A 25,456-nucleotide genomic window follows, 5' to 3' on the forward strand; every position below is an offset into this window, starting at 1 on the left:
TGCGATGCAGGGGCTTTGGCGGTCCCGACCGGCGCTCCCGATGGACACGGCCGCCCGCCCACGATACGACCCTGACCTTATGCAAAAGGGCGATCATCTCTTCCTCGTCGACGGCTCGGCCTACATCTTCCGGGCCTACCACGCCTTGCCTCCGCTCACGCGCAAGTCCGACGGGATGCCGGTGGGTGCGGTGTCCGGCTTCTGCAACATGCTGTGGAAGCTCGTGGAGGAATCTCGCGACACCTCGGTCGGCGTCGCGCCCACCCATTTCGCCGTCATCTTCGACCATTCCTCGACGACCTTCCGCAACGCGCTCTACGACGGCTACAAGGCCAATCGGCCAGCGCCCCCGGAGGACCTGCGCCCCCAGTTCGAGCTGATCCGCGATGCGGTGCGCGCCTTCGATCTGCCTTGCGTCGAGAAGGAGGGCTACGAGGCCGACGACCTGATCGCCACCTATGCTCGCCTCGCGCGCGAGGCGGGCGGGGACGTGACGATCGTCTCTTCCGACAAGGACCTGATGCAGCTCGTCGGCGAGGGCGTCATCCTCTACGACCAGATGAAGGACAAGCGCCTCGGACCGGAAGAGGTGCGCGAGAAGTTCGGCGTCTACCCCGACAAGATGATCGACCTGCAGGCGCTGGTCGGCGACAGTTCCGATAACGTCCCCGGCATCCCCGGCATCGGGCCGAAGACGGCGGCCGAACTCCTCGAGACCTTCGGCACGCTCGAAGCGCTGCTGGAGCGTGCCGGCGAGATCAAACAGGCCAAGCGCCGCGAATCCATCATCGCCAATGCCGAGCAGGCGCGCCTGTCCAAGCGCCTCGTGACCCTCGATCAGGAGACGCCGCTGGACGTGTCGCTCGACGAGCTCTTCATCCACGAGCCGGATGGCGAGAAGCTCGTCGCCTTCCTGAAGGCGATGGAGTTCACGACGCTGACGCGCCGTGTCGCCGCCAGGCTCGGCACCGACGCTGCCGACGTCGCGCCGGCGCAGGTGGACACGAAGGCGCCCGCCCGTGGCCCCGACCTCGATGCGGACGCAACCGCCGCTGCGGACGGCGAGCTCAGCCCGAAGGCGCTGGCCGCCGCGCGCCTTGCCGAGCCGGCCTCGCAACCCGTCGACCGGTCGCGCTATGCGACGATCCGCGACGAGGACACGCTCCGACAGTGGATCGCACGCGCTTACGAGACCGGCATCCTCGCCTTCGACACCGAGACCACCTCGCTCGACGCCATGAAGGCCGATCTCGTCGGCCTGTCGTTCGCCGTCGCGCCGGGCGAGGCTGCCTACGTGCCGATCGCGCATGTGGGCGAGGGGGCGGGCGACCTCCTGTCGGGCGCCGACGCCAGGCAAGGCGTCGGCGCGCAGATCCCGCTGGGTGCGGTGCTCGACCTTCTGAAGCCGATCCTGACCGATCCCGCGATCCTGAAGATCGGCCAGAACGTCAAGTACGACTACCTCGTCATGCTCCGGCACGGGATCGCGCTGCAGCCCTTCGACGACACGATGCTGATCTCTTACGCGCTGGACGCCTCGTCCTCGCTCGAGGGGCACGGCATGGACGAACTGTCCGAACGGCTGCTCGGACACAAGCCGATCAGCTACAAGGAGCTCTGCGGCAGCGGAAAGTCCGCCCGGCCGATCGCCGCATGCGCCATCGACAAGGTGACCGAATACGCCGCCGAGGACGCCGACGTGACGCTCCGTCTCTGGCGCGTTCTGAAGCCGCGTCTGGCGGCAGACGGCATGACGGCCGTCTACGAGCGGCTGGAGCGGCCCCTGGTGCCCGTGCTGGCGCGCATGGAGGAGCGCGGCATCCGCGCCGACCGGCAGATCCTGTCGCGCCTCTCGGGGCGCTTCGCGCAGAAGGCGGCGGGCCTCGAGGCCGACATCCATATCCTCGCCGGCGAGCCTTTCAACATCGGCAGCCCCAAGCAGCTCGGCGAGATCCTGTTCGGCAAGCTCGGCCTGCCCGGCGGCAAGAAGACCAAGACCGGCCAGTGGGCGACCGACGCCAAGCTTCTCGAGGATCTCGCAAGCCAGGGCCACGAGCTTCCGCGTCGCATCGTCGACTGGCGCCAGATCACCAAGCTCAAGGGCACCTATACCGACGCGCTGCCGACCTACATGGACGAGGCCGAGCGCATCCACACGTCCTATGCGATGGCCTCGACCACGACGGGGCGCCTGTCGTCCTCCGAGCCGAACCTCCAGAACATTCCGGTGCGCACGCAGGAGGGCCGCGAGATCCGAACCGCCTTCGTGGCGGCCGGCGGCCACAAGCTCCTGTCGGCCGACTACAGCCAGATCGAGCTGCGCCTCCTCGCCCACATGGCTGACATTCCGCAACTCGTGGAAGCCTTCCAGGCCGGCCAGGACATCCACGCGACGACGGCGTCCGAGATGTTCGGCGTGGCCGTCGAGGGTATGCCCGCCGAGGTGCGGCGCCGCGCCAAGGCGATCAACTTCGGCATCGTCTACGGCATCTCGGCCTTCGGTCTCGCCGCCCAGCTCGCGATCCCGCAAGGCGAGGCCGCCAGCTACATCAAGCGCTACTTCGAGCGCTTCCCCGGCATCCGCGACTTCATGGACCGCACCAAGGCCTTCGCGAAGGAAACGGGCTATGTCGAGACGCTGTTCGGCCGGCGCGCCCATTACCCCGACATTCGATCGAGCAACCCGCAGGTGCGCGCGGCCGTCGAGCGGGCCGCGATCAACGCCCCGATCCAGGGCACGGCCGCCGACATCATCCGCCGCGCGATGATTCGGATGGAGGACGCCCTGCACGCCGAACGGCTGTCGGCCCGGATGCTGCTCCAGGTCCACGACGAACTCGTCTTCGAGGTGCCGGACGAGGAAGTGGAGGCGACGATCCCGATCGTGAAGCGCGTCATGGAAGGCGCGGCCGATCCGGTGGTCGAGCTAGCGGTGCCGCTGGTGGTGGATGCGCGCGCGGCCGGCAACTGGGACGAGGCGCACTGAGATGTCCGTGATGAACGCGCTTCTCCCCCGCGACCGGCTGATCGTCGGCCTCGACGTGTCTTCCCGCGCGGAGGCCGAGGCGATCGTCTCCGAGCTCGGCGACGAGATCGGCTTCTACAAGATCGGCTACCAGCTGGGCTTTGCCGGCGGCCTGCCGCTGGTCGGCGAACTTGCGCGCATGGGCAAGCGGGTCTTCCTCGACCTCAAGCTCCTCGATATCGCCAACACGGTGGAGAAGGGCATCGAGAGCATCGTCGGCCTCGGCGCCGCGATGACAACGATCCACGCCTATCCGCAGGCGATGCGCGCGGCGGCAAAGGCGTCCGCCGGCACCGACCTCTGCGTCCTCGGCGTCACGGTCCTCACGTCCCTGTCCGACGAGGACATCCGCGAGGCCGGCTACGGCGGGTCGGTCTCCGACCTCGTCGAGCTGCGCGCGCGCCAGGCGGCGGACGCGAGGATCGGCGGCATCGTCGCGTCGGCGCAGGAGGCCGCGCTGGTGCGCGAGCTCCTTCCGCCCGGCATGGCGCTGGTGACGCCTGGCATCCGCCCGGCGGGCGCGCAGGCCGGCGACCAGAAGCGCGTGGTGACACCGGCCGAGGCTCTGCAGGGCGGCTCGACCCATCTCGTGGTCGCGCGGCCGATCATCGGGGCGGGCGATCGTCTGGCGGCCGCGCGTGCGATCCTTGCCGAGATGCAGGGCGCCTGAGACCCGGAGAACCCGATGCCCAAAGCCTACTGGATCGCCCGCGTCGATGTGGACGACCCCGAGCGCTACCCCGACTACGTCGCGACGGCGGCGCCCGCCATGCAGCGGCACGGCGCACGGTTTCTGGTGCGCGGCGGGCCGTTCACCGCCGTCGAGGGCTCGTCTCGGACGCGCAACGTGGTGATCGAGTTCCCCTCGATGGCCGAAGCGCTCGCCTGCTACGAATCACCGGAATACCAGGCCGCCAAGGCGATCCGCGAGGCGGTGTCGAACGCAGACATCGTGATCGTGGAAGGCTTCGGCCCTGAGTGAACGGGCGCAAGGCGTTCAAGGGGATGGCTCCCGACGGCTATCGCATCCGCATGATGGAGCCGGGCGAGACGGAACGCCTGCGCGCGATCGACGCCGCGGCCGACCGGCTGCTGATCGAGGCCGGCCATATCGCCGACGTCGGTCCGGCGGATCTCGAAACCTTCGTCGCGTTCCTCCTGGCGCACGAAGTCTTCGTCGCCGAGGAGAAGGACGGCGCGGCGGTGGGCTTTGCCGCGGCCGCGGACCTTGCGACACTCACGGGCGACCCCTCCGCGAGCGGCTGCTATTGGATCTCGGGGCTCGCGGTCGATCCGGCGCACGGTCGACGTGGGATCGGCTCCGCCCTGCTGGCGGCGGTGTGCCGGCGCGCCGAATGGTTCTTCCATCGTGCGGTCGGCCTGTCCACCGCCGGGAACCTCCCCTTCGGTGAGCGCTTCTACGAACGGCGCCGCTTCGTGCGCGTGGCCGACGCGGACCTGACGCCAGCCCTGCTCCAGCGCCGCGATATGGAATGGCCCGCCGGCGCACTGCCGGGGTCCCGGACGGTCATGGTTCGTTGGCTGTGATCCGAGACCGCCAAGTGCGTTTGTCGGACAATTAACTTGCGCGGCACCATTCCGGTGCCATCTTCTTGGGAACAGGCCGTTCCGGTTCACTCGTTCCGCCAGTCGTGGGAGTGCATGTTGTACGAATTCTACGAGTGGAACCACGCGGTTCTCGCCCCCTTCCGCGCGGTGGCGGACGCGACCAAGGCCATCTACCAGAACCCGATGAACCCGATGGCGCACACCGAGATGGGGCGCACGGTAGCCGCCATGGCGGAGCTGTTCGAGCGCACCACCCGCGTCTACGGTAAGCCGTCCTTCGATCTCCACGACACGTTCGTCGACGGCATGCGCGTGCCGGTGATCGACAAGCCGGTCTGGCGGAAGCCCTTCGCCGAACTCCTCCATTTCGAGCGCGCGCTGCCCGAAGGGCGCAAGCCCGACCCGCGCTTCCTGATCGTCGCGCCGATGTCGGGCCACTACGCCACGCTCCTGCGCGGCACCGTGGAGGCGCTCCTGCCCTACGGCGAGATCTACATCACCGACTGGCAGGACGCGCGCACGGTGCCCGTCTCCGCCGGCCGCTTCGACCTCGATTCCTATGTCGACTACGTCATCGACATGCTGCGCTTCCTCGGCCCCGGCGTGAACGTCATCGGCGTCTGCCAGCCGGCGGTGCCCGTGATGATGGCGGTGGCGCGCATGGAGGAGGACGGCGATCCCTGCCATCCCGCCACCATGACCCTGATGGGCGGCCCGATCGACACGCGCGTCAACCCGACCGCCGTCAACAAGCTGGCGGAGGCCAAGGGCATCGACTGGTTCCGCCAGAACGTCATCATGAAGGTGCCGTTTCCGCAGGCCGGCTGCATGCGCGAGGTCTATCCCGGCTTCCTGCAGCTCACCGGCTTCATGTCGATGAACCTCGACCGGCACCTCATCGCCCACAAGGACTTCTTCTGGCACCTCGTCGAGAACGACGGGGACTCCGCCGAGAAGCACCGGACCTTCTACGACGAGTACAACGCGGTGATGGACCTCACCGCCGAATTCTACCTCCAGACCGTGGAGGAGGTCTTTATCAAGCACTCGCTGCCGCGCGGCACGATCACCCATCACGGCAAGCGCCTCGACATGGGACAGATCCGGCGGACGGCCCTCCTGACCGTCGAAGGCGAGAACGACGATATCTCGGGCGTCGGCCAGACCCGCGCCGCCCACGATCTCTGCCGCAACATCCCGGACGACATGCGCGTCCACTACCTGCAACCCAAGGTCGGCCATTACGGCGTCTTCAACGGCTCGCGCTTCCGCGCCGAAATCGCCCCGCGCATCGTCGACTTCGCCCTGACCCACGGCCACCGCGCCGCGCCGAAGGCGGATGTCGCGCACGAGGCGAGGGACGAGGCGGGCCTCCAGCCACCGCCCGCGCTCGAGGGCGCGTCCCTGCCCGAGGACGCCGTGGTTTCGGCCGTGGCCGTGTCGGGCGACGTGTCGTTGGACGCGGGTGCGCGCGCCTCGTCCCCGTTCGAGGACCCTGCGACCGACGCGTCGGTACCGTCTTTCATACCGCCGCCCGCCGTGGGCGAGGATGATGGCCTGTCCGGGGCGCCCATCCTTCTCGACGCCGTTCGCAAGTCGAAGAAGAGCGAGCGGTAACGTCTCCTTCAGAGACGTTGCAGCCCATCGAAACCGTCACCATCTCAGGAAGCGGGATCCTCGCCCGCTTCCCATGGGCTATGGTTGATGGACACCAACATGACGTCACAAGCTTTGATCCGTCCCGCCTGGACGCCGGCCACGATCGCGCTGATGGTTCTGGGCTTCATCACGTACTGGCCGCTCGGCCTTGCGATGATCGCCTATATCCTCTGGGGCGACCGCCTCGAGGTCTTCCGCCGGGATGTCGGCCGTGCCACCGACAGCGTGGCGGCCACCTTCCGCCGCTCGGGCGCGCGCATGCCGTTCGCCGCCGAGCGCACCGGTAACGTTGCCTTCGATGACTGGCGCGAGGCCGAGTTGAAGCGCCTCGACGAGGAACGCGCCCGCCTACAGCAGATGAGCTCCGAGTTCGAAACCTATGCGCGCGAACTGCGCCGGGCAAAGGACCAGGAGGACTTCGACCGCTTCATGGCGAACCGCAAGCGCCGCGGTGACGTCGTGGACGCTGAGTATGTCGACGTCCGCTAAGGCATCCGTGCGTTGAAGCTTCGGGCCGCCGGCATTACGCCGGCGGCCTTTTTCGTGGCCGCGTTGCGGCGATCTGCCTGCTCGGCCTAAGAAGCGGCGGACGGGACGGGACGGACGCGGATCACCATGGGGGCAGGATTTCTGGAGCGGCTGACGGGGCGGGCGGCAAGGCCCGTGCTGCCCGAGACGCTGGTCCTCGCCGGCCGCCCGGTGCGCCTCGACGTGCGGGAACATCCGACCGCGCGGCGAATCGTGATGCGGCTGGCCCCCGGCGGCGGCGCGCTGCGCATCACCGTTCCCCGCCGCACGCCGGTGCGCACCGTCCTTGCCTTTCTGGAACGCCATCGGGGCTGGGCGGAGGAGCGGCTCCAAGGGGCGCCGGGGCGCATCGCGATCGTGCCCGGCATCCACCTTCCGCTGCGCGGCGAAACCTGGCGCCTCGTCCACGACCCCGCCGTTCGCGGCGTCCGCTTCGAGCGGCACGCGGACGAGCCGATCCTGCGCGTCGGCGGCGAGGCGCCGCACCTTGCCAGACGCGTGCGCGATCTCCTGAAACGCGAGGCGCGTGCCGATCTCCAGGCCGCCGTCGACCGCCATGCCGCCGCCGTCGGCCTCCTGCCGCGCTCGCTGACCCTGAAGGACACCGTGAGCCGCTGGGGCTCGTGCACGGCGGACCGCCGGCTTGCCTTCTCCTGGCGCATCGTCATGGCGCCGCCCGGCGTCCTCGACTATCTCGCCGCCCACGAAGTGGCGCATTTCCGCGAGATGAATCATGCACCGGCCTTCTGGGCGCTATGTCGCAGCCTGTGTCCGGAAACGGAGACCGGTCGGCGATGGTTGAAGGAGAAGGGGCCGGGGCTGCACGCCTACGACTTCGGTCCATGAACCGACGTCTGCCAACGCTTTACCCGGAGAGCTATCGGCGCGATAAGTCGTCCATGTCCGATCTCCTCATCCCCGAAGAGTTTTTGCAAGCGTGATCCGCCCGCATATCAAGATCTGCGGCCTCAAGACCGAAGGCCATATCGACACGGTGCTCGCGCGCGGCGGCTCGGAGGTCGGCTTCGTGCATTTCGAGCGCAGCCCGCGCCATCTGTCGGTCGAGGACATGATCCGCCTGCGCGCCCATGTCGGCGGCCGGGCGCTGGTGACCGTCGTCACCGTGGATGCCGACGACGAGGTGCTGAAGCGCCTGACGACGCGGGTGAGACCGGACGTCATTCAACTGCACGGTTCGGAAACCGCCGCACGCGTCGCCGAGGTGTCCGCCTTGACCGGGACCACCGTGATGAAGGCCATCCCGATTGCCGGCGCCGCCGACCTATCCGAGATCGAGCGCTTCCGGCCCGTCGCCGATCGCATCCTCCTCGATGCGCGCGCGCCCAAGGGATCGAACATTCCGGGCGGCAACGGCGTTTCCTTCGACTGGGGCCTTCTCGACGCGGTGGAGAACCGCGACTTCACGCTGTCGGGCGGCATCAACCCGGAGACGATCACGCAGGCCGTACGGCGCGTGGCACCGCGCGGCCTCGATGTGTCGTCGGGCGTCGAGCGCGAGCCCGGCGTCAAGGACGACGGCCTGATCCACCGCCTCTTCGACGCCTTCGAGGCGGCGATCGAGGCGGGCCCCCTCAACCAAGAAGACCGGAAGCGCAGGTTCGCATGACCGAGATACCGACCCCCAATTCGTTCCGCCTCGGGCCCGACGAGGATGGTCTGTTCGGCCAGTTCGGCGGTCGCTTCGTGGCCGAGACGCTGATGCCGATCATCCTCGACCTCGAGGAGGCCTATCGCACCGCCAAGGACGATCCGGCTTTCCGCGCGCAGCTCGGCGATCTTCAGACCCACTATACCGGCCGCCCGAGCCCGCTCTACTTCGCCGAGCGGCTGACCGAGCATTTCGGCGGCGCGCGGGTCTATCTCAAGCGCGAGGAGCTGAACCACACCGGTTCGCACAAGATCAACAACTGCCTCGGCCAGATCCTGCTCGCGCGCCGCATGGGCAAGACGCGCATCATCGCGGAAACGGGCGCCGGCCAGCATGGCGTGGCGACCGCCACCGTCTGCGCCCGCTTCGGCATGCCCTGCGTCGTCTTCATGGGCGCGACCGACGTCGAGCGCCAGAAGCCCAACGTGTTCCGAATGAAGCTCTTGGGCGCCGAGGTGCGGGCGGTGACCGCGGGAGCGGGGACGCTGAAGGACGCGATGAACGAGGCGCTGCGCGACTGGGTCACCAACGTCGCCGACACCTATTACCTCATCGGCACGGCAGCGGGCCCGCATCCCTATCCCGCCATGGTGCGCGACTTCCAGCAGGTGATCGGCGACGAGACGCGCCAGCAGATGCTGGACGAGACCGGCGCGCTGCCCGACGCGGTCGTCGCCTGCGTCGGCGGCGGCTCCAACGCCATCGGCATGTTCCGCGCCTTCCTCGACGATCCCACCGTCGCGATCTACGGGGCGGAGGCGGGCGGCCACGGCATCCACATCGAGAACGGCCATGCCGCCTCGATGAGCGGCGGACGGCCGGGCGTCCTCCACGGCAACCGCACCTATCTCCTGCAGGACGCGGCCGGCCAGATCATGGAGGGCCATTCGATCTCGGCCGGCCTCGACTATCCCGGCGTCGGCCCGGAGCATTCCTGGCTGCGCGACACGGGCCGCGTCTCCTACGTTCCGGTGACCGACGAGGAGGCGGTGGACGCCTTCCACCTTTGCACGCGCCTCGAGGGCATCATCCCGGCGCTGGAATCCGCACACGGCCTCGCCCATGTCGCCAAGCTCGCCCCCACGATGACGCGCGAGCAGTCCATCGTGCTTTGCCTGTCCGGTCGCGGCGACAAGGACGTCCACACGATCGCGGGGCGGATGGGGCTGGAACTCTAGATGCCGGCCGGCGCTCTCGACGTCACCGTCGCCTGTCCGGACGAGGCGACGGCGCGCGAGATCGCCGACTCGCTCCTCGGACGTCGGCTCGTCGCCTGCGCCCAGCTTTCCGCCCCGATCGAGAGTCGGTACCGCTGGAACGGCACGCTGGAGAGCGCGCGGGAGGTCGTCCTGGTGCTGAAGACCCATGACGGTCTCTTCGACGTCGTGGCGTCGGCGATCCGTGAGCTCCATCCCTACGAGGTGCCGGCCGTCACGGCTCAAGCCGTCCTGGCCGACGCGCCGACCTTGAGATGGATCGCGGACGCCTGTATCGCAGTTTCATGACGAACGGCCGGGATCACACCATGACCACACGCATCGAGACACGCTTCGAGGCGCTGAAGGCGCAAGGGCGTCCGGCGCTCGTCACCTTCGTCATGGCGGGCGACCCGGATGCGGGGACGACGCTGGAAGTCCTGCGCGCGCTGCCGGGCGCCGGCGCCGACGTGATCGAGCTCGGCATGCCGTTCTCCGATCCGATGGCCGACGGTCCCGCCATTCAGCGGGCCGGCCTGCGCGCTCTTCAGGGCGGCGAGACGCTGGCCAGCACCCTGGACACCGTGCGCGCCTTCCGGCGCGAGGACGCGGCGACGCCGATCATCCTCATGGGCTACTACAACCCGGTCTTCATCTACGGCGTCGAGCGCTTCGTCGCCGACGCGAAAGCCGCCGGTGTCGATGGGCTGATCGTGGTCGACCTGCCGCCCGAGATGGACCGGGAACTCTGCCTGCCGGCGATCGAGGGGGGCTTGAGCTTCATCCGCCTCGCAACGCCGACGACGGACGAGAAGCGCCTTCCGGCGGTTCTCGCGAACACGTCCGGCTTCGTCTACTACGTGTCGGTCAACGGCATTACCGGCTCGGCAGCGCCCGATACGGGTGCGGTCGCCGCCGCCGTCGCGCGCATCAAGGCCAAGACGCCGCTTCCGGTCTGCGTCGGCTTCGGCGTGCGCACCGCCGAACAGGCCGCCGCGATCGGCCGGCATGCCGACGGCGTCGTCGTCGGCTCGGCGCTGGTCGCCGCGATGGAAGACGCGCGCGAGGCGGGAACGCCCGCCATGGTCGAGGCCGTGTCCTCGCTGGTGCGCGAGCTTGCCGGCGGTCTTGCCCAAGCCCGACTTGCGGCCGCCTGAATCGGCTGCCACTTAAGCTTCAAAGGCCGGCGCGGCCGCTCAGCGTAGCGCCCCCGGCCGCTTCCGTTTCCGAAGGACCCGGCCCTTGAACTGGATCACCAACTACGTCCGCCCGAAGATCTCGAGCCTTCTCGGCCAGCAGCCGCGCGAGGTGCCGGAGAACCTGTGGATCAAGTGCCCGGAGACGGGCGAGATGGTGTTCCACAAGGATCTGGAAGCCAACCAGTTCGTGATCCCGTCCTCCGGCTTCCACATGCGCATCGGCGCGCGGGATCGGCTGACAAGCTTCTTCGACGGTGGCCTCTTCGAGGAGATCGGGCTGGAGAAGGTGCCGCTGGACCCTTTGAAGTTTCGCGACGAGCGCCGCTACGTCGACCGTCTGAAGGACTCGCGCACCAAGACCGGCATGGAGGATTCCGTCCTCGTCGCCTGCGGCGAGATCGAGGCGCTGCCGATCGTGGCGGCCGTTCAGGACTTCGCCTTCATGGGCGGCTCGCTCGGCATGGCGGCGGGCGAGGCGATCGTGACCGCCGCCGAGGTCGCGGTGGAGCGCGCCCGGCCCCTGGTGCTCTTCGCCTCCTCGGGCGGCGCGCGCATGCAGGAAGGCATCCTCTCCTTGATGCAGCTGCCGCGCACCACGGTGGCGGTCGACATGGTGAAGGAGGCGGGGCTTCCCTACATGGTCGTCCTCACCAACCCGACCACGGGCGGCGTCACCGCGTCCTACGCGATGCTCGGCGACGTTCATATCGCCGAGCCCGGTGCGCTGATCGGCTTTGCCGGCCCGCGCGTCATCGAGCAGACGATCCGCGAGAAGCTGCCCGAGGGCTTCCAGCGCTCCGAATACCTGATGGAGCACGGGATGGTGGACATGGTGGTCCACCGGCACGAGCTGAAGGGGACCATCGCGCGGCTCCTCAAGGTCCTGACCAAGGCGCCGCTGCCGGCCCTGCCGGCGCCGGTGGAGGCCGCGCCGGAGCCGGTTCCGGTCCCGGTCGCCTAAGCGCCGCGATGAGCGAGACGAGCCTTGCCGCGGCCGAGATCGCACGGCTTCTGGAGCATCTGCCGAAGGGCATCGACCTCGGGCTGGACCGCATCCGCCGCCTCCTGACGACGCTCGGCGAGCCGCAACGCAAGCTCCCGCCGGTGATCCACGTCGCCGGCACGAACGGCAAGGGCTCCACCGTCGCCTTCTCGCGCGCCATCCTGGAAGCGTCCGGCCGGGCCGTTCATGTCCACACCTCGCCCCATCTCGTGGATTGGCGCGAGCGCTACCGGCTGGCCGGGACGGGGGGCGGACGGGGCGCGCTCGTGGCCGACGATCTCCTCGCCGAGACCGTGCGCCGGGCCGCCCTCGCCAACGGGGACGACGCGGTGACCGTGTTCGAGCTCCTCACCGCTGTCGCCTTCCTGCTCTTTTCCGAGCATCCCGCCGACGCGGTGCTTCTGGAGGTCGGCCTCGGCGGGCGGTTCGACGCGACCAACGTCGTGGAACAGCCGGCGGTGACGGCCGTCACCAGCGTGTCTCTCGACCACCAGGCCTATCTCGGCGACCGGGTGGAGCTGATCGCGGCGGAAAAGGCCGGCATCTTCAAGCGGGGATCGCCCGTCGTGATCGGTCCCCAGACCGAGCCGACGGCCCTGGAGGTCCTGCGCGACAAGGCCGCGCGCACCGGTGCGCCCGTTCTCGTCCACGGTCAGGACTTCCACGCCATCAACGAGCGCGGACGCCTCGTCTACCAGGACGACCACGGTCTCCTCGACCTGCCCCTGCCGCGCCTTCCCGGCCGGCACCAGATCGGCAATGCCGCAACGGCTATCGCGGCGCTGCGAGCGGGCGGCTTCGCGCCGACGCAAGGCGCGATCGAGCGCGGCATCGCGTCCGCCGAATGGCCGGGACGCCTGCAGCGCATCACCTCCGGCCCGCTGGTGGCGCTGGCGCCGGACGGCGCCGAAATCTGGCTGGACGGCGGTCACAATCCCGGCGCCGGCGTCGTCATCGCCGAGGCCATGGCCGACATGGAGGAGCGCGTGCCGCGCCCCCTGGTGCTGATCACCGGCATGCTGAACACGAAGGAGCCGGGCGGCTTCTTCGAGGCCTTCGCCGGCATGGCGCGCCATGTCTTCACCGTGCCGATCCGCTCGTCCGATGCGGGCATCGATCCGGTGACGCTGGCGGATGCCGCGCTCGAGGCCGGGCTCGACGCGGAACCGGCGGCGGGCGTCTCGGCCGCCATCCGGCGCGTCGCCTCCCATTGGCAGGGCGGGCCCGCGCCACGCTTCCTGATCTGCGGCTCGCTGTATCTGGCTGGCGACGTCCTCGCAGAAAGCGACCTCGCCCCACGCTGAGACCATGAAAAAGCCCGCGACCGACGGACGGTCGCGGGCTTTTTCAGGTTTCGAGACGGGAAACGCTTAAGCCGCGTTCGAGTTGATCCAGGCGAGGATCTGGCTCTTGGCGGCGGCACCCACCTTCACCACCGGCTCCTGGCCGGGGTTGAACAGCATCAGGGTGGGGATCGAGCGCACGCCGAACTGGGCGGCGAGATCCGGGTTCTCGTCGATATTGACCTTCACGATCGCGACCTTGTCGGTCTCTTCGGAAATCTCCTCGAGGCTCGGCGCGATCATCTTGCAGGGACCGCACCATTCGGCCCAGAAGTCCACGACGACCGGCTTGCCGGCCTGCAGCACATCGGTCTGGAACGAGGAATTGTCGGTCTTCTTGGTGGCCATGGAACGCTCCGGTGCCGCAAGGCTCCGTGCGGACACCTCGCGCGATGGTTCGAGAAAGAGCCGGCGAAGCTAGAATCGCTCCGTGCGGGCTCCGGGTGCACCATAGGTAGAAGGGAGGAGCGGCCGGTTCAAGCGCCGCCCCCGCCGGCCGTGCTGCGCGCCGCCCGCTCGGCGAGGGCCTCGGTCATGGCGTCCTGCGTCACCTCGATCAGCCGCGGCCCCTCGCTGTAGAGGAGCGCGGCCCGGATCTGCCGGCCCTTGAAGAGCGGGCGCACCATTTCGGCGTAGAGCGCCAGCTGAAGGACATGGGCGGCGGGAACGCCCGACAGCGTTTCGGGAAACGGTCTGTTCGTCTTGTAGTCGAGGATGTGGACGGTCTCCGCCGTCACCGCCAGACGGTCGATCGCGCCGCTGACAGCATAGCGTCGTCCGCCAAGCTCGATCTCGCCGGCCACCGCGACCTCGGCGCGGTTGCCCGGCGCGAAGTAGGGGGCATAGGCGGGATCGGACAGGATGCCGAGCGCCTGGGCGGCGATCCCCATGGCGTCCTCCTCGCCCAGCGCCCGTCCTTCGCGAAGCGCATAGGCGTGGGCGGCCGCCTCGCGCTCGGCGGGATCCAGATCGGGCAGAGCCTGCAGAAGACGGTGGAGAAGAAGGCCGCGCCGGACGCCCGCGCCCGGCCGGGCGGTGGCGCCGAGAACCGGCGAAGACGACAGGGGGCCTGCCTCGTCCATCGCCGCGAGTTCGATCCGGCTTCCGCCCGAGGCCGTCGAGGGCTGGAGCGGACGGGGAGGCAGTTCCTCGGGATCGAGCTTCGACAGGTCGAGCGCCCGGAACACCGGTGCCTCCGGCGGCGGTGCGGGCGCGAGGGCCTCGCCTTCCGGCTCCGCACCGAGCCGCCAGCCCAGCGTTTCCCCGGTTGCCGCGTCCCGGATCTCGCGCCCATGGGGCTTCAAGGCGACTTCCACCCGTTGCAGCCAGGACGCTTCGTCGGGGCCGCGCACGCCGGAGAGACCGCAGACCACCAGCCGGTCGGCCGCGCGCGTGAGGCCGACATAGAGGAGGCGGCGGTATTCATCCTCCGCGCGCGCCCGCTCGGCCTCACGCAGGGCGCTGACTGCGCTCTCTCGCGCCGATGTGTCGGGGCACCAGAGGAAGCCCGGCGGCATGCCGGGGGGCAGGCCCGGCATGTCCGTCCATTCCATCAGCTTGGCGCCGTGCGAATGGCTGAACGGGGCGGAGCCGGGGTCGACCAGGAAGACGACCGGCGCTTCCAGCCCCTTGGAGGCGTGCGTCGTCATGATGCGGACCTCGCCGCGACCGTGCTCCATCTCCCGCTTGATCTCGGGGGGCGAGGCGGCGAGATCGGCAAGGAACGCCTCCAGCCCGCCGCGCCCGGCCTGCTCCTCGGCCAGCGCCAGATCGAGGAACGCGTCCACCACGTCGCCGGCGTCGCGACCGAGCCGGGCGACGAGCCGGGCGCGGCCCTCCTCGGGGCCGAGGATGCGGGCGAAGAAGGTGAACACGGTCTCGAAGCCCGCGCGGCGGCGCAGTTCCTCCAGCCGGTCGAAGGCTTTCGCCGCCTTCTCGCGGAGTTTCTCGCGCGCGGGCCCTGGGACGAAGTCCGGGATGCGCTCGGCCCCGCCGGGGCGGGCGAGGCGCCGGAGCGCAAAATAAAGCGCTTCCGGTTGCTTGGCACCGCGACGCGACAGGGCGAGCGCCATCAGCTCGTCGTCGGTGAAGCCGAAGAGGGGGCTCTTGAGGCATGCCGCCAGCGAAAGCTCGTCCTCGGTGTTGGAAACGGTGCGGCCGAGGGCCGCGAGATCGGCCACCGCGATATGGTCGGTGATCACGAGCCGGTCGGCCCCGGCGACGCGGATGCCGGCCTTGCGCAGCGCGGCACCCATGGCCGCGACGAAGCCGGAGCGCTTGCGCACGAGAATGAGGACGTCGCCGGCATCGAGCGGGCGTACCGTGCCCTTCACCCGGATCGGGCGGCCAAGCCATTCGCCGATGCGAGCGGCGATGCGGGCGGCCAGGCGATGGGCGGGCGAAGATTCGGGCTGAAGATCGACCGGCGTCAGCCAGTCCTCGTGCTGCGGCACGGTAGCGGGCGCGACCACCGGCCAGACCTCGATCAGGCCGGGATCGGCCGATCGCGTGGAAACGTGGACGGGCGGGCCTTCCTCCGACTGGAGGCCGCGCCGGTCGGCGGGGTCGGCGAAGACTTGATCGACGGCGCGGAGGATGTCGGGCACCGAGCGAAAGGACTGGTGCAGCTCGACGCGCGCGAAGGGACGCTCTCCTCCTTCCGCGAGCGAACGCAGGTACTCGCGCTCACGCGCGAACATTTCCGGCGAGGCGCCCTGGAACGAGTAGATCGACTGCTTCTCGTCGCCGACGGCGAACACTGTGCGCGGCCGGACGCTAGCCGAGGCGCCGGCGAAGAACTCCTCCACAAGCTGGCGCACGACCTGCCACTGGCGGGGGCTCGTGTCCTGCGCCTCGTCGACCAGTACGTGGTCGATGCCCTGGTCGAGTTTGAAATGCACCCAGGCCGAGGCTTCCGCCCGCAGGAGAAGATCGGCGGTGCGCACGATCAGGTCCTCGAAGTCGAGCCGACCCCGCCGCCGCTTGAGGCTCGCATAGTCCGCCTCCAGCTTCTCGGCGATCGTGAGCGCCGCGCCGCTGGCGCGCGCAAGCCGCAAGGTCGCCAGTCGCTCGCGCCGCTCCTCGAGAAACTCCGCCAGCGTTTCCAGGCGTTCCTCGAAGTCGGCGAAGGCGCCGGCAACCGCTTTGGTGGCGACGCTTGACGCCTTGTAGCGCCCGCCATCGGCCTTGAAGACGACGGAGCACAGGGCGGCAAAACGCGCGTCCGGCGTCTCGGCCCCGTCCACATCGGCGATCTTCGCCGCGAGCTTCGCGTCGGTCGCCTTGCCGCTCCGGGTGGCGGCCTCGGCGAGCGCCTCGCGGAAGCTCTCCTCGAAGCCCGGCGGATCGATCGCGGCTGCGAGCGCGTCGGCCTCCGTCTCGCCCGGCCTGAGGCCGAGCGCCCGGCGAAGGCGCTCCTCCGCCGCCTCGCGCCCCCCCGTCGCCTCCAGATGCCGGCGTAGCCGGTCGCGGCGCCCGACGATTTCCGAGAGCAGCGCGTCGAGGCCCCACTCGCCCGACATGGACAGGGCATCGGCGAAGGCGCGGGCGATCGCGGCGTCCTCCGCGTCCTGGCCGCCGGGGTCGTCGGGGCGAGTGCTCGCTCCCGAGATCAGAATGCGCCGGGCCTCGGCAAGGAGAAGGGCGCTTTCCGTCTCGTCCATCACCTCGAAATGGCCGGGAATGTTGGCTTCCAGCGGGAACTGGTGGAGCACCGCCTCGCAGAAGGCGTGGATGGTCTGGATCTTGAGGCCGCCCGGCGCTTCCAGCGCGCGCGCGAAGAGGCGGCGCGCCTCGGCGAGGCGCTCGCGCGACGGGCGGCGCCGATCCAGCGCCTCGATGGCCTTCGAGAGTGTCTCCTCGTCCGTCACCGCCCAGTGCGACAGGCGCCCGAAGACGCGCGTCTGCATCTCGGCCGCCGCTGCCTTGGTGTAGGTGAGGCACAGGATCTTCGATGGCTCGGCACCGGCCAGGAGCAGGCGCACGACGCGCTCGGTCAGGACGTGCGTCTTGCCGGATCCGGCGTTGGCCGCCACGAACACCGAGCGCGCGGGGTCGGAGGCGATGCGCTGCGCCTCGATCGTGGCGGGAAGGACCTCGCTCATTCCGCCGCCTCGTCGTCGCCCGCACCAGCGGCCGTCCATTCCCGCGCGCGGGCGAGATGGTCGTAGGGGCCGGAGAAATCGCCTGCCTGGAAGGGCCGCGCGCGCGACAGGTATCCCCGGTTCGGGTCGCGATAGGCCGACGCCAGGCCGCGGAAGGCGGCAAGGGCGGCGTCGGAGAGATCGTCCCCCGATTGCGGCTCGCCGGTCCGGCCGCCGTTGTGGGCAAGGCGCTCCTCGTAGAACTCGCGCTCGCGCAGGCGAACGTAGAGGAGGTCGCGGACGGAGGCGGCGGGTCCGAGCTTGTCGAAACCGCCGAGCTTGGCCATCGCCCCTTCCAGCGGCAATTGCGGGCTGAGCAGCGTGCGCGCCTGTTTCACGGAGGGGTTGGTGCCGGTCTTGTAGTCGATGATTTCCACCGAGCCGTCGCGCATCCGGTCGATGCGGTCGGCATAGCCATGGAAGCCGACGCCGAGCGCCGGAAGGTCGTAGCGCCCCTGAACCTCCGTCAGCCGCTCTGCCACACCCGGCGCGCGCTCGCGCTCCCACGCGATCATGTTGGTGGCCAGCGTCTCCATGCGCGGCCACCAGATGGCCTCGATCTCGGGCGGCAGGGCGGCGCGGTCGAACTCTTCGCGCGCGATGGCGAGCAACGCGTCGCGCGCTTCGGCGGCCGCGGGATCGCTTCCTTCGGCGACGAAGCGATGGAGGATGGCGTGGTAGAGATCGCCGCGTTCCGGCGCGCCCGGCGCGCGGATCATCTCGGGCAGCGGGTCGAGGCGGAGCACGCGCCGGGCGAAGACCGCATAAGGGTCGCGCACCAGCGTCTCCACCTCCGTGAACGAGTGGCGCACGGGGCGCGCCTCCAGCGGGGGGCGGGGGGCCGGGCGGGGGGCGGGGGCTTCCGCGGGCCGCTCGTCGAGGCGACGGGCGTGATGGAGATAGGTCTCGCCTCGCTGTCGCAGAGCCTTCGCCCCGTCCGGGCCCGCCAGCGTGAGGATGCGCTGGAGCCAGCGCGAGGGGATGGCCGGCGCGCCGCCCGCCCGGTGCGAGCGCCCCAGAAGCACGCGCCGGCAGCCGAGCGCCATCCAGATGTCGTGCGCCGCCAGTCCGATGCGCCGCTCCGGCGGATCGAGGTCGATCTCCGAACGCATGATCCGCGACAGGAACGCGTCGGATCGCGCGGTGCCGGGCCACGTGCCTTCGTTGAGGCCGCCGAGGATCATCACGTCGACGCTCTGCAACCGCGCTTCCAGCGCGCCCCAGACGAAGACGCGCTGCGAAAGGCCGCCGCGCGGGCGCACGTTGATCGAACGCATCAGTGCCAGCGCCACGTCGGGCAGCTCGGGCGCACGGAAGGCGAAGCCGGTCTCGGGCGCGGCCACCCAGCCGCGCAGCATGTCGCGCAGCGCAACGCCTGCTTCCTCCGAATACAGCGGCGTCGGGGTGCCGTCCTCATCGCTCGCCAGCGCTTCCAGGACGCGGGTCAGGCAGATGGCGTAGTCGGCCAGTTCCTGCTCGCCGCCGTCGCGCAGACCCGATAGCGGTCGGAGCGCCGCCTCCAGCCGTTCGGCGAGGCTTTGCGCCGCGTCGCGATCCTCCTCCGGCACAAGCCGGACCGGACGCGGTGCCCGGCCATCGACGGCCTCCGCCGCCGTTCGACGCTCTGCGAAGAGGGCGGCGAGTTTGGCCCCGTCGGCCACGCCACAACCGCCCCGCAGCGCGATCAGCTCGATCGTGCGCGCCGCCTCGCGCGCCCGTCCCGGCGACAGCCCGAGCCGGAGGAGGGGGTGCTTGAGGAGGGACAGAAGCGTGATCGGATCGCCCGGCTCGAGCGCCACCGAGAGCGCCAGGAGGCAGAAGGTGCCGGGCGCCGTCGCATGGAGCGGACGGCCGGCGGAATCGTTGGCGGCGACGCCGAAGCGCTCCAGCTCGGCCGAGACGCGTCGGGCGAGGTTGCGGTCGGGCGTCGTCAACGCCACCGTGGCGGCGGGGTCCGCGAGGGCGTCGCGGATCGCGACCGCGATCGCCAGGGCCTCCTCCCGCTCGTCCGCGGCCTCGATCAGTTCGAGCCCGTCCAGGGCCTCGCCGCCATGGCGACGGCTCGCCTCGGCCCAGACGTCCGTGGTCTCGGCCGGGCGCAGCGCGTCCGACAGGAATTTTTCTCGCGCCAAAAGGGGGTGGCCCTTGTCGGGGCACAGGAGTTCGATGCCGGCCCGCTCCACCAGGAGCCCTTGCAGGATGCGCTTCAGCGCATGCTGCGGGTGGCCGGGCGCCGCAATGGAGCGAGAGCGGTCGATCGCGTCGAAGCTCGGCGCGTCGAGATGGCAGTCGACCCCCGGCAGGATCACCGCCCCGTTGGGCAGGCCCGCGACCGCACGCAGGAAGCGCAGCGTCGACGGTGCCGTTGCGGTCGAGCCCGCCACGATGATCGGCCCTCGCGAGCCGCTTGTCGTCAGGCGCTTGGCCTCGGCATCGAACCAGCGCTTGCGCAGGGTCGCCCGGTCCTCCACGCCGCGGTCCGCAAGGATCGCCGGCCACTGCTCCGACAGGATCGACAGGAAGGTCAGCGTCAGCTGCCACCATTCGGCGAGGCGGTCGGGCGCCAGACCCGTCAGCTTGTGGAGGCCCGCCTCCTCCGTCACCACCTCGTCGAGGAAGACGCAAAGGTCCTCGGCCGAATACAGGGCATCGGCGGCTGAGGCCGGAAGCACGATCTCCTCGTCCGTCAGCACGCGCAACGCATGCCGGTTCAGGCCGTCCTTCCAGAAGCGCACGAGCCGTGCGAGGAGGAGATGGCGCTCCAGCGGGTCCATGGCCGGTGCGAGTGTCTCTTCGAGCCCCACGAAGGCCGCGCCCTCGTCGGCTTCGGCGAGCGTGCGGATCGAGGGCAGGATTGCCGAACCGCCCCCCATCGCTCGGGCGAACTCGCCCGCCAGCGAGCGCGCCGCGCGCCGTGTCGGCACCAGGATCGTCAGCCCGGCCAGCGCCAGCGGATCTGCGGTGAAGTCCTCGCCCGGCAGGAAGCGCCCGTCGAGGACGCCGCGCGCCAGCGTCGGCAAAAAGGGCAGGGCGGGGGCGATGGAGAAAACACGCGACGGCATCGCAGGCACCCTAGCCGAAGGGGATGGCGGGGTTCCACCCCGCACCCCGCCAGGGGAAATGATTTCCCCTGGACCCCTCCACTGTTGGGGGAGGCGCCAGGCCCACTGATCTACGCGCGCTCCGCTCGTGTCGCGCTGGCGGCAAACGCGGCTTCGGCCTCGGCGATGGCGCGGGGCGTGCCGACGGTGATCCAGAGGCCGTCGAGGCGCACGCCGAAGAGGCGCTCATTCTCGATCGAGCGGTCGAAGACGCGGTTGAGGGAGAAGGTCTCTTCGGGGAGGTCGCGGAAGAGATCGGGCTTCAGGATCGCGGCGCCGGCATAGATGAAGGGGCTCATGTCGCGCTCGGCGACGCGGCGCAGGCGGCCCTCGCGGTCCATGGTGAAGTCGCCGCGCCCTTCGTAGCCGGTGGCCTGACGCATTTCGGCGATCAGAAGCGAGATGTCGGCCTCGTCCGGGTTCCAGAGATCGGCGAGGAGGTCGAGGTTGTCGCGGTAGCCGTCGATCCAGAACGTGTCGGAATTGATGAGGTAGAACGGATCGTCACCGAGAAGCGGCAGGGCGCGCACGATGCCGCCGCCCGATTCCAGGAGCTTGTCGGTCTCGTCGGACACGAGCACGTCCATGTCGCGGCGCTTGCGCAGGTGCGCGCGCATCAGGTCGGCCATGTAGTGGACGTTGACGACGACGCGCTCGACGCCGTTGCGGGCGAGCGCGTCGAGCCCGTAGTCGATCAGCGCCTTGCCGCGGATTTCGACGAGGGGCTTCGGGATCGTCGAGGTGATGGGGCGCATGCGCTTGCCGAGGCCCGCGGCGAGGATCATCGCGGTCTTGGGCTTCTGCGAGCGGGGCGGGCGGGCAGCGATGGGACGGGCGTTCACGTCGGTCTCGTATCGGATGAGGCGTCTTCGTCGACGAGAATCTGCCACGCTTGGTAAAGACGTGCCAGTTCGTCGAGCGCCGGATGGGAAAGCGTTTTCGTGAGGTACGCTTTAATCCGCGGAATGTGACGCAGGTATTGCGGCTTGCCGTCCCGCGCCAGCAGACGCACGAAGATGCCGAGGATCTTGGTCTGGCGCTGTGCCGCCATGATCGCATAGGCGGCCGCGAAGCCGGCCTTGTCGAAGCCGGGATCGACGGATTGCCGGGCGCTCACGTAGGCCGTCCGCAGCCGCAGCTCCAGTTCGGGCCCGATGGTGACGCGGGGGTCGTGCGCCAGCGCGGCGACGTCGTAGGCGGACGGGCCGACCATGGCGTCCTGGAAATCGAGGAAGCCGATCCTTCGGATGCCGCTCTCGCCCGCGCGCCAGAGGAGGTTCGGCGCCTGGACGTCGCGCTGGACGACATGGCGCTCGGCGCTATCGAGGCGGGTGAACAGGCGCTCCCACACGGCCTCGAAACCGGCGCGCTCGGCGTCCGTCGCCGGCCGCCCGAAGACGTGCGGCACGTACCAGTCGAGAAGAAGGCTCGCCTCGATCCCCATGGCGGCATGGTCGAAGGGCGGCACCTCGTAGGAGCGGCCGTCCGGCAAGCGCAGGTTCGGATCGAACGGCGTCGCATGGAGATGGGCGAGCGCCAGCATCGCCGCCTCGTAGCGCTCGGGGATCGGCCGCCCATCGGCGTCGAGCACGCCGTCGCGGCCGAGATCCTCCATCAGCACGAAACCGCGGCGGGTGTCGAAGGCTTCGATGCGCGGCGTCACGAGGCCGCGCGCGCGCAAGGCCTCGGCCATCGCGACGAAAGGCACGGTGTTGCGAGCCGAGCGGGCGATCTCGGCGTAGGCGCGACCGTCACGCACCGGGGGGCCAAGCACGAGATCGGGTGAATCCATGAGGATCAGCGCTCGCCCGTCCTGCGCGGTCACGACTTCGTAGCGCCGCGCCGAGGCATCGCCCGGAAAGGGCACGCGTTCGGCATGACCCTGGCCGGCGGCGTCGAGAAAGGCCAGAAGCGCCAAAGGGCGCTCGATGCGCACGGCTGCCTCCGGCAGGGCCGCGATCGCGACGTGCCGCCCGCCGCCCGGCTTGTCGGCAAGCGTGAGATGCAGGTTGGCGGCCTCGAGGACCTCGGGCGCCTGTTCCGGCCATTCGGCCAGCACCACGCCGGTTTCCGCCGCCTCGTCGAACCCGAGCTCGACGAGCTCGTCCGGATCGGAAAGGCGGTAGAGGTCGAAATGGGTGACCCGGGGGCGCGCCGGATAGATCTGGACGAGCGTATAGGTGGGCGAAGGGACTTCGAGCGCCGGGTCTCCCGCCACCGCGCGGATCAGCGCGCGGGCCAGCGTCGTCTTGCCCGCGCCGAGTGGCCCCGAAAGAGCGACGACGTCCCCAGTTCCGAGGAGAGGCGCGAGGACTGCGGCCAGCCGCGTCGTCGCGGCCTCGTCGGGAAGTTCGAGGAAGAAGGTCCGCGTCTCAGGCGAGGCGCCGGCCGGTTCGGTCGTCATTCGGCGGCGAGGTCCTGGTCGTCACGGGCCAACGGAAAACGGCACAGGACCGTCGTGCCGCCCTTCGGGCCGGACTGGATCTCGACCCGTCCGCCATGCAGCTCGACGAAGGATCGCACGATCGAAAGGCCGAGGCCGGCACCCGACTGCCGTCCGCCCGACGGATTGGTCTCGAACCGCTCGAACAGGCGCGCGACCTCGTTCGGCGCGATGCCCGGTCCCCCGTCGGCGACGCTGAAGATCATCTCGCCGTTGGCGCGCACCGCCTTGAGGTTCACCACGGAGCCGGCCGGCGCGAAGTTTGCGGCGTTGGACAGGAGGTTGAACAGGATCTGCGTGACACGGTGCCCGTCGGCGCGGAAGGCCGACCCCGCGCGCGTGATGTCGATGTTGAGGATGATGTCGTTCTCGCGGAACCGGTCGCGCACCGCGTCCGCCGCATGGCCCACCGTCCCGGAGACGTCGACGTCGGTGAGGTCGAGATCCATGATGCCGGCGTCGATGGTCGCAAGGTCCAGGATGTCGTTGACGATGGTCAGGAGCGACGAGGTCGAGGTGCCGATGTAGTCGAGATATTCCGATTGCCGGTCGTTGAGCGGGCCGGTCTCGGCCGAGCGCAGGAGCGCCGAGAAGCCGATGATGTTGGTGAGCGGCGAGCGCAGCTCGTAGTTGACGTGCTGGACGAAGTCGCTCTTGAGGCGCGCGGCGTTCTCCAGCGCCTCGTTGCGCTCGCGCAGCATGCGCTCGGCCTCGCGCGCATCGGAAATGTCGGTGAAGGTCAGCATGGTCTGCCCGTTGGGCAGGGGGACGACGCCGTAGGCCTGCACGCGGCCGTCGGACAGTTCGATCTCGCCGCTTTCGGCCTCGCGCGCGCCCTCGTCGAAGGCCGTGACGGCATGGGCGAACGTCGCCCAGCTCGGCCCCGCCTCGCCCTGCACGGCGCGGATGGAGACGTCGGCGGTGGCCGCGAAGGAGCGGATATGGGGCTTGGCTTGGAGGAACTCGGCCGACAGGCCCCAGAGATCGGCGAAGATCGGGTTGGACAGGCGTAGGCGCCCGTCCTGGCCGAACACGGCAACGCCCTCGCGCAGGTAATCCAGCGTCTCGCCCTGCAGGCGGACGAGGGAGTTGAGCCGCGATTCGAGCGCCAGCTTCTCGGTCAGGTCCTCGAACACCCAGCTCGCGCCGCCACGGGGCTCGGGGCTGGCGAAGACGCGCAGGGTGCGCCCGTCGGTGAGATGCCAGAGGGCTTCCGTCGGCTGGGTCGCGCGGTGCGCGGCCAGGATGTCGGCCTTGACGTCGCGCAAGGGGCGGTCGTCCGGCAGGATCCCGCGCGAGCGGAGCTGGTCGAGGATCCCGATGTGGTCGGGCGCGGTCTCGAGATAGGTCGTCGACAGGTCGAAGAGGCGCGCGAAGGCGGCGTTGTGGTAGAGAAGCCGCGTCTTGTCGTCGAAGCGGGCGATGGCGGTGGTGAGCTGGTCGAGTGTCTCCGAGTGGGAGCGCACGGTCTCGTCGAGCTCGCGGCGGATCGCCTCCGCGTCGGAGATGTCCACACCGAGCCCCGCCGAGCCGAAGGGGCCCGAGGCGTCCACCACATGGAAGTTGCGGCGGTCGGCCTCGACCACGGCGCTCAGGCGGTCGGAGAAATGGCCGGCTTGACGGCGACTGGCCGCGATGCGGGCGCGGTCATGCTCGTTGAGGAACTCGACCTGGCTCGTCACGGCGCCGGTCACCCCGGAGGCGTCGACGGCCTTGGCATAGGCGTCGTTGACCCAGATCAGCCGCTCGTCCTCGTCGCGCACCCACATCGGCACCGGGGCGGCATCGAACAGGGCCTGCATCGTCTCGATCATGCCGTTGGTGCGCGCGTGCTCCACCTTCAGCGCGGCCAGTTCCTCGCGCAGGCCCGAAAGGGGCGTGAAGCGGACGGTCGCGAGCGCCCCGACGGTGCGCCCGCTCGCCTCGATCAGGCGCCCGTCCGGCCGCTCGATCTCCAGGCGGAAGGGCTCGGCCCGGCTGCGCAACTGCGCGACCGCCGCATCCAGGCGGCGCGCCTCGTCGGCATCCATCCAGGTGGAGAAGGCGAGGAAGGCGGCGGGATCGGCGGGAACGCCGAGGTTCTTGGGAAGGGTGCCGACGATGTCCGGGGCGCCAGGGCCGGCATAGACGACGAGGCGCTGGTGGTCGTCGGCGAGCAGCCCCGCCCGGCGATCCGCTTCGGTCAGCGCGTCGGCGAGCTCGGCGCGCAGACGCGTGTTCTCCTCGGCCGTCGCGGCCTGCTGGCGGATCAGCCAGACGGCGGTGATCATCGCCGCGCCGATCGTGAGGGCGACGAGCGCGAGATAGAGAAGCGGCTCGGCGGCCACCGGACCATCGGTCCCCTGCGCCTGCGCCGGCCCTCCCCCGAGGGCCAGACCCAGAAGAACGAGGCCCGCCGCGCGGGTCGGCGCGATGCACCCTAGACCCGTTCCGCAAGCTTTCATCGAGCGGATCCCCCGACCCACTCTCTGCACCGATTCGCGCGTCCGCATCGCGTCCTTTCAGCCGCCCCTCCGTGGAGGCGAGTGTCCCCGTAGCGCCCACCGCTCCCCAACGGCAGGCCAGGTGGAGAATCTAAA

At 69.9% G+C, this 25,456-nt stretch carries 19 protein-coding genes; 13 read left to right on the top strand and 6 right to left on the bottom strand.

Annotation, left to right across the window (positions count from 1 at the left end):
• Positions 1 to 79: 79 nt before the first annotated feature.
• The 13 genes from polA to AUL34_RS15175 all read left to right on the top strand — a co-directional run bounded on the left by polA (position 80) and on the right by AUL34_RS15175 (position 13,152).
• Complete coding sequence (polA, locus tag AUL34_RS15115; protein WP_061935243.1) at positions 80 to 2,986, top strand: DNA polymerase I; 2,907 nt, start codon at positions 80 to 82, stop codon at positions 2,984 to 2,986.
• Position 2,987: 1 nt separating this feature from the next.
• Positions 2,988 to 3,695 carry an orotidine-5'-phosphate decarboxylase gene (gene pyrF, locus AUL34_RS15120; RefSeq protein WP_370539048.1) on the top strand — a complete coding sequence of 236 codons (708 nt, stop codon included), beginning with the start codon at positions 2,988 to 2,990 and terminating at the stop codon, positions 3,693 to 3,695.
• 15 nt (positions 3,696 to 3,710) lie between these two features.
• A complete protein-coding gene (locus AUL34_RS15125) occupies positions 3,711 to 4,007 on the top strand; it encodes a DUF1330 domain-containing protein (RefSeq protein ID WP_061935245.1) in 297 nt (98 codons plus the stop codon).
• Positions 4,004 to 4,573: a GNAT family N-acetyltransferase gene (locus AUL34_RS15130; protein ID WP_061935247.1), complete on the top strand. Its 570-nt coding sequence runs from the start codon at positions 4,004 to 4,006 to the stop codon at positions 4,571 to 4,573. Before AUL34_RS15125 ends, AUL34_RS15130 begins: the two co-directional genes overlap by 4 nt.
• 114 nt (positions 4,574 to 4,687) lie before the next feature.
• The gene (locus AUL34_RS15135; protein WP_082653410.1) at positions 4,688 to 6,211 is read left to right on the top strand and encodes a polyhydroxyalkanoate depolymerase; all 1,524 of its coding nucleotides are present in this window, start codon (positions 4,688 to 4,690) and stop codon (positions 6,209 to 6,211) included.
• A gap of 99 nt (positions 6,212 to 6,310) precedes the next feature.
• The gene (locus AUL34_RS15140) at positions 6,311 to 6,742 is read left to right on the top strand and encodes a DUF2852 domain-containing protein (protein ID WP_061935403.1); all 432 of its coding nucleotides are present in this window, start codon (positions 6,311 to 6,313) and stop codon (positions 6,740 to 6,742) included.
• Between the two features lie 126 nt (positions 6,743 to 6,868).
• On the top strand, positions 6,869 to 7,627 hold the full coding sequence (locus AUL34_RS15145) for a M48 family metallopeptidase (protein ID WP_061935249.1): 759 nt from the start codon (positions 6,869 to 6,871) through the stop codon (positions 7,625 to 7,627).
• Positions 7,628 to 7,718: 91 nt separating this feature from the next.
• Positions 7,719 to 8,408 carry a phosphoribosylanthranilate isomerase gene (locus AUL34_RS15150; protein WP_061935251.1) on the top strand — a complete coding sequence of 230 codons (690 nt, stop codon included), beginning with the start codon at positions 7,719 to 7,721 and terminating at the stop codon, positions 8,406 to 8,408.
• Positions 8,405 to 9,628, top strand: a complete 1,224-nt coding sequence (gene trpB, locus AUL34_RS15155; protein ID WP_061935253.1) for a tryptophan synthase subunit beta — start codon at positions 8,405 to 8,407, stop codon at positions 9,626 to 9,628. The genes AUL34_RS15150 and trpB overlap by 4 nt, the downstream gene beginning before the upstream one ends.
• Positions 9,629 to 9,955, top strand: coding sequence for a divalent-cation tolerance protein CutA (cutA, locus tag AUL34_RS15160; RefSeq protein WP_061935255.1), 327 nt, complete (start codon positions 9,629 to 9,631; stop codon positions 9,953 to 9,955). It begins immediately after the preceding gene.
• 20 nt (positions 9,956 to 9,975) lie between these two features.
• Positions 9,976 to 10,803 (top strand): tryptophan synthase subunit alpha, encoded by an 828-nt coding sequence (gene trpA / locus AUL34_RS15165; protein WP_061935405.1) that lies wholly within the window; start codon positions 9,976 to 9,978, stop codon positions 10,801 to 10,803.
• Between the two features lie 85 nt (positions 10,804 to 10,888).
• Positions 10,889 to 11,806 carry an acetyl-CoA carboxylase, carboxyltransferase subunit beta gene (accD, locus tag AUL34_RS15170; RefSeq protein ID WP_061935256.1) on the top strand — a complete coding sequence of 306 codons (918 nt, stop codon included), beginning with the start codon at positions 10,889 to 10,891 and terminating at the stop codon, positions 11,804 to 11,806.
• Positions 11,807 to 11,814: 8 nt separating this feature from the next.
• Positions 11,815 to 13,152, top strand: a complete 1,338-nt coding sequence (locus AUL34_RS15175) for a folylpolyglutamate synthase/dihydrofolate synthase family protein (RefSeq protein WP_061935258.1) — start codon at positions 11,815 to 11,817, stop codon at positions 13,150 to 13,152.
• 66 nt (positions 13,153 to 13,218) lie between these two features.
• Here the strand turns inward: AUL34_RS15175 and trxA are convergent, their stop codons facing one another.
• From trxA to AUL34_RS15205, 6 genes are all read right to left on the bottom strand, one after another.
• On the bottom strand, positions 13,219 to 13,575 hold the full coding sequence (trxA, locus tag AUL34_RS15180) for a thioredoxin (RefSeq protein WP_274532658.1): 357 nt from the start codon (positions 13,573 to 13,575) through the stop codon (positions 13,219 to 13,221).
• A 92-nt stretch (positions 13,576 to 13,667) separates the two neighbouring features.
• A complete protein-coding gene (addA, locus tag AUL34_RS15185; protein WP_061935261.1) occupies positions 13,668 to 17,294 on the bottom strand; it encodes a double-strand break repair helicase AddA in 3,627 nt (1,208 codons plus the stop codon).
• The gene (gene addB / locus AUL34_RS15190; RefSeq protein WP_061935263.1) at positions 17,291 to 20,395 is read right to left on the bottom strand and encodes a double-strand break repair protein AddB; all 3,105 of its coding nucleotides are present in this window, start codon (positions 20,393 to 20,395) and stop codon (positions 17,291 to 17,293) included. The genes addA and addB overlap by 4 nt, the downstream gene beginning before the upstream one ends.
• A 110-nt stretch (positions 20,396 to 20,505) precedes the next feature.
• Positions 20,506 to 21,219: a nucleotidyltransferase family protein gene (locus AUL34_RS15195; protein ID WP_061935408.1), complete on the bottom strand. Its 714-nt coding sequence runs from the start codon at positions 21,217 to 21,219 to the stop codon at positions 20,506 to 20,508.
• A 53-nt stretch (positions 21,220 to 21,272) separates the two neighbouring features.
• Positions 21,273 to 22,838, bottom strand: coding sequence for a tRNA (adenosine(37)-N6)-threonylcarbamoyltransferase complex ATPase subunit type 1 TsaE (gene tsaE / locus AUL34_RS15200; RefSeq protein WP_061935265.1), 1,566 nt, complete (start codon positions 22,836 to 22,838; stop codon positions 21,273 to 21,275).
• Complete coding sequence (locus AUL34_RS15205) at positions 22,835 to 25,321, bottom strand: PAS-domain containing protein (protein WP_082653411.1); 2,487 nt, start codon at positions 25,319 to 25,321, stop codon at positions 22,835 to 22,837. Before AUL34_RS15205 ends, tsaE begins: the two co-directional genes overlap by 4 nt.
• Positions 25,322 to 25,456 lie beyond the last annotated feature (135 nt).

The sequence above is a fragment of the Aureimonas sp. AU22 genome, assembly GCF_001463745.1.
Taxonomy (GTDB): Bacteria; Pseudomonadota; Alphaproteobacteria; order Rhizobiales; family Rhizobiaceae; genus Aureimonas.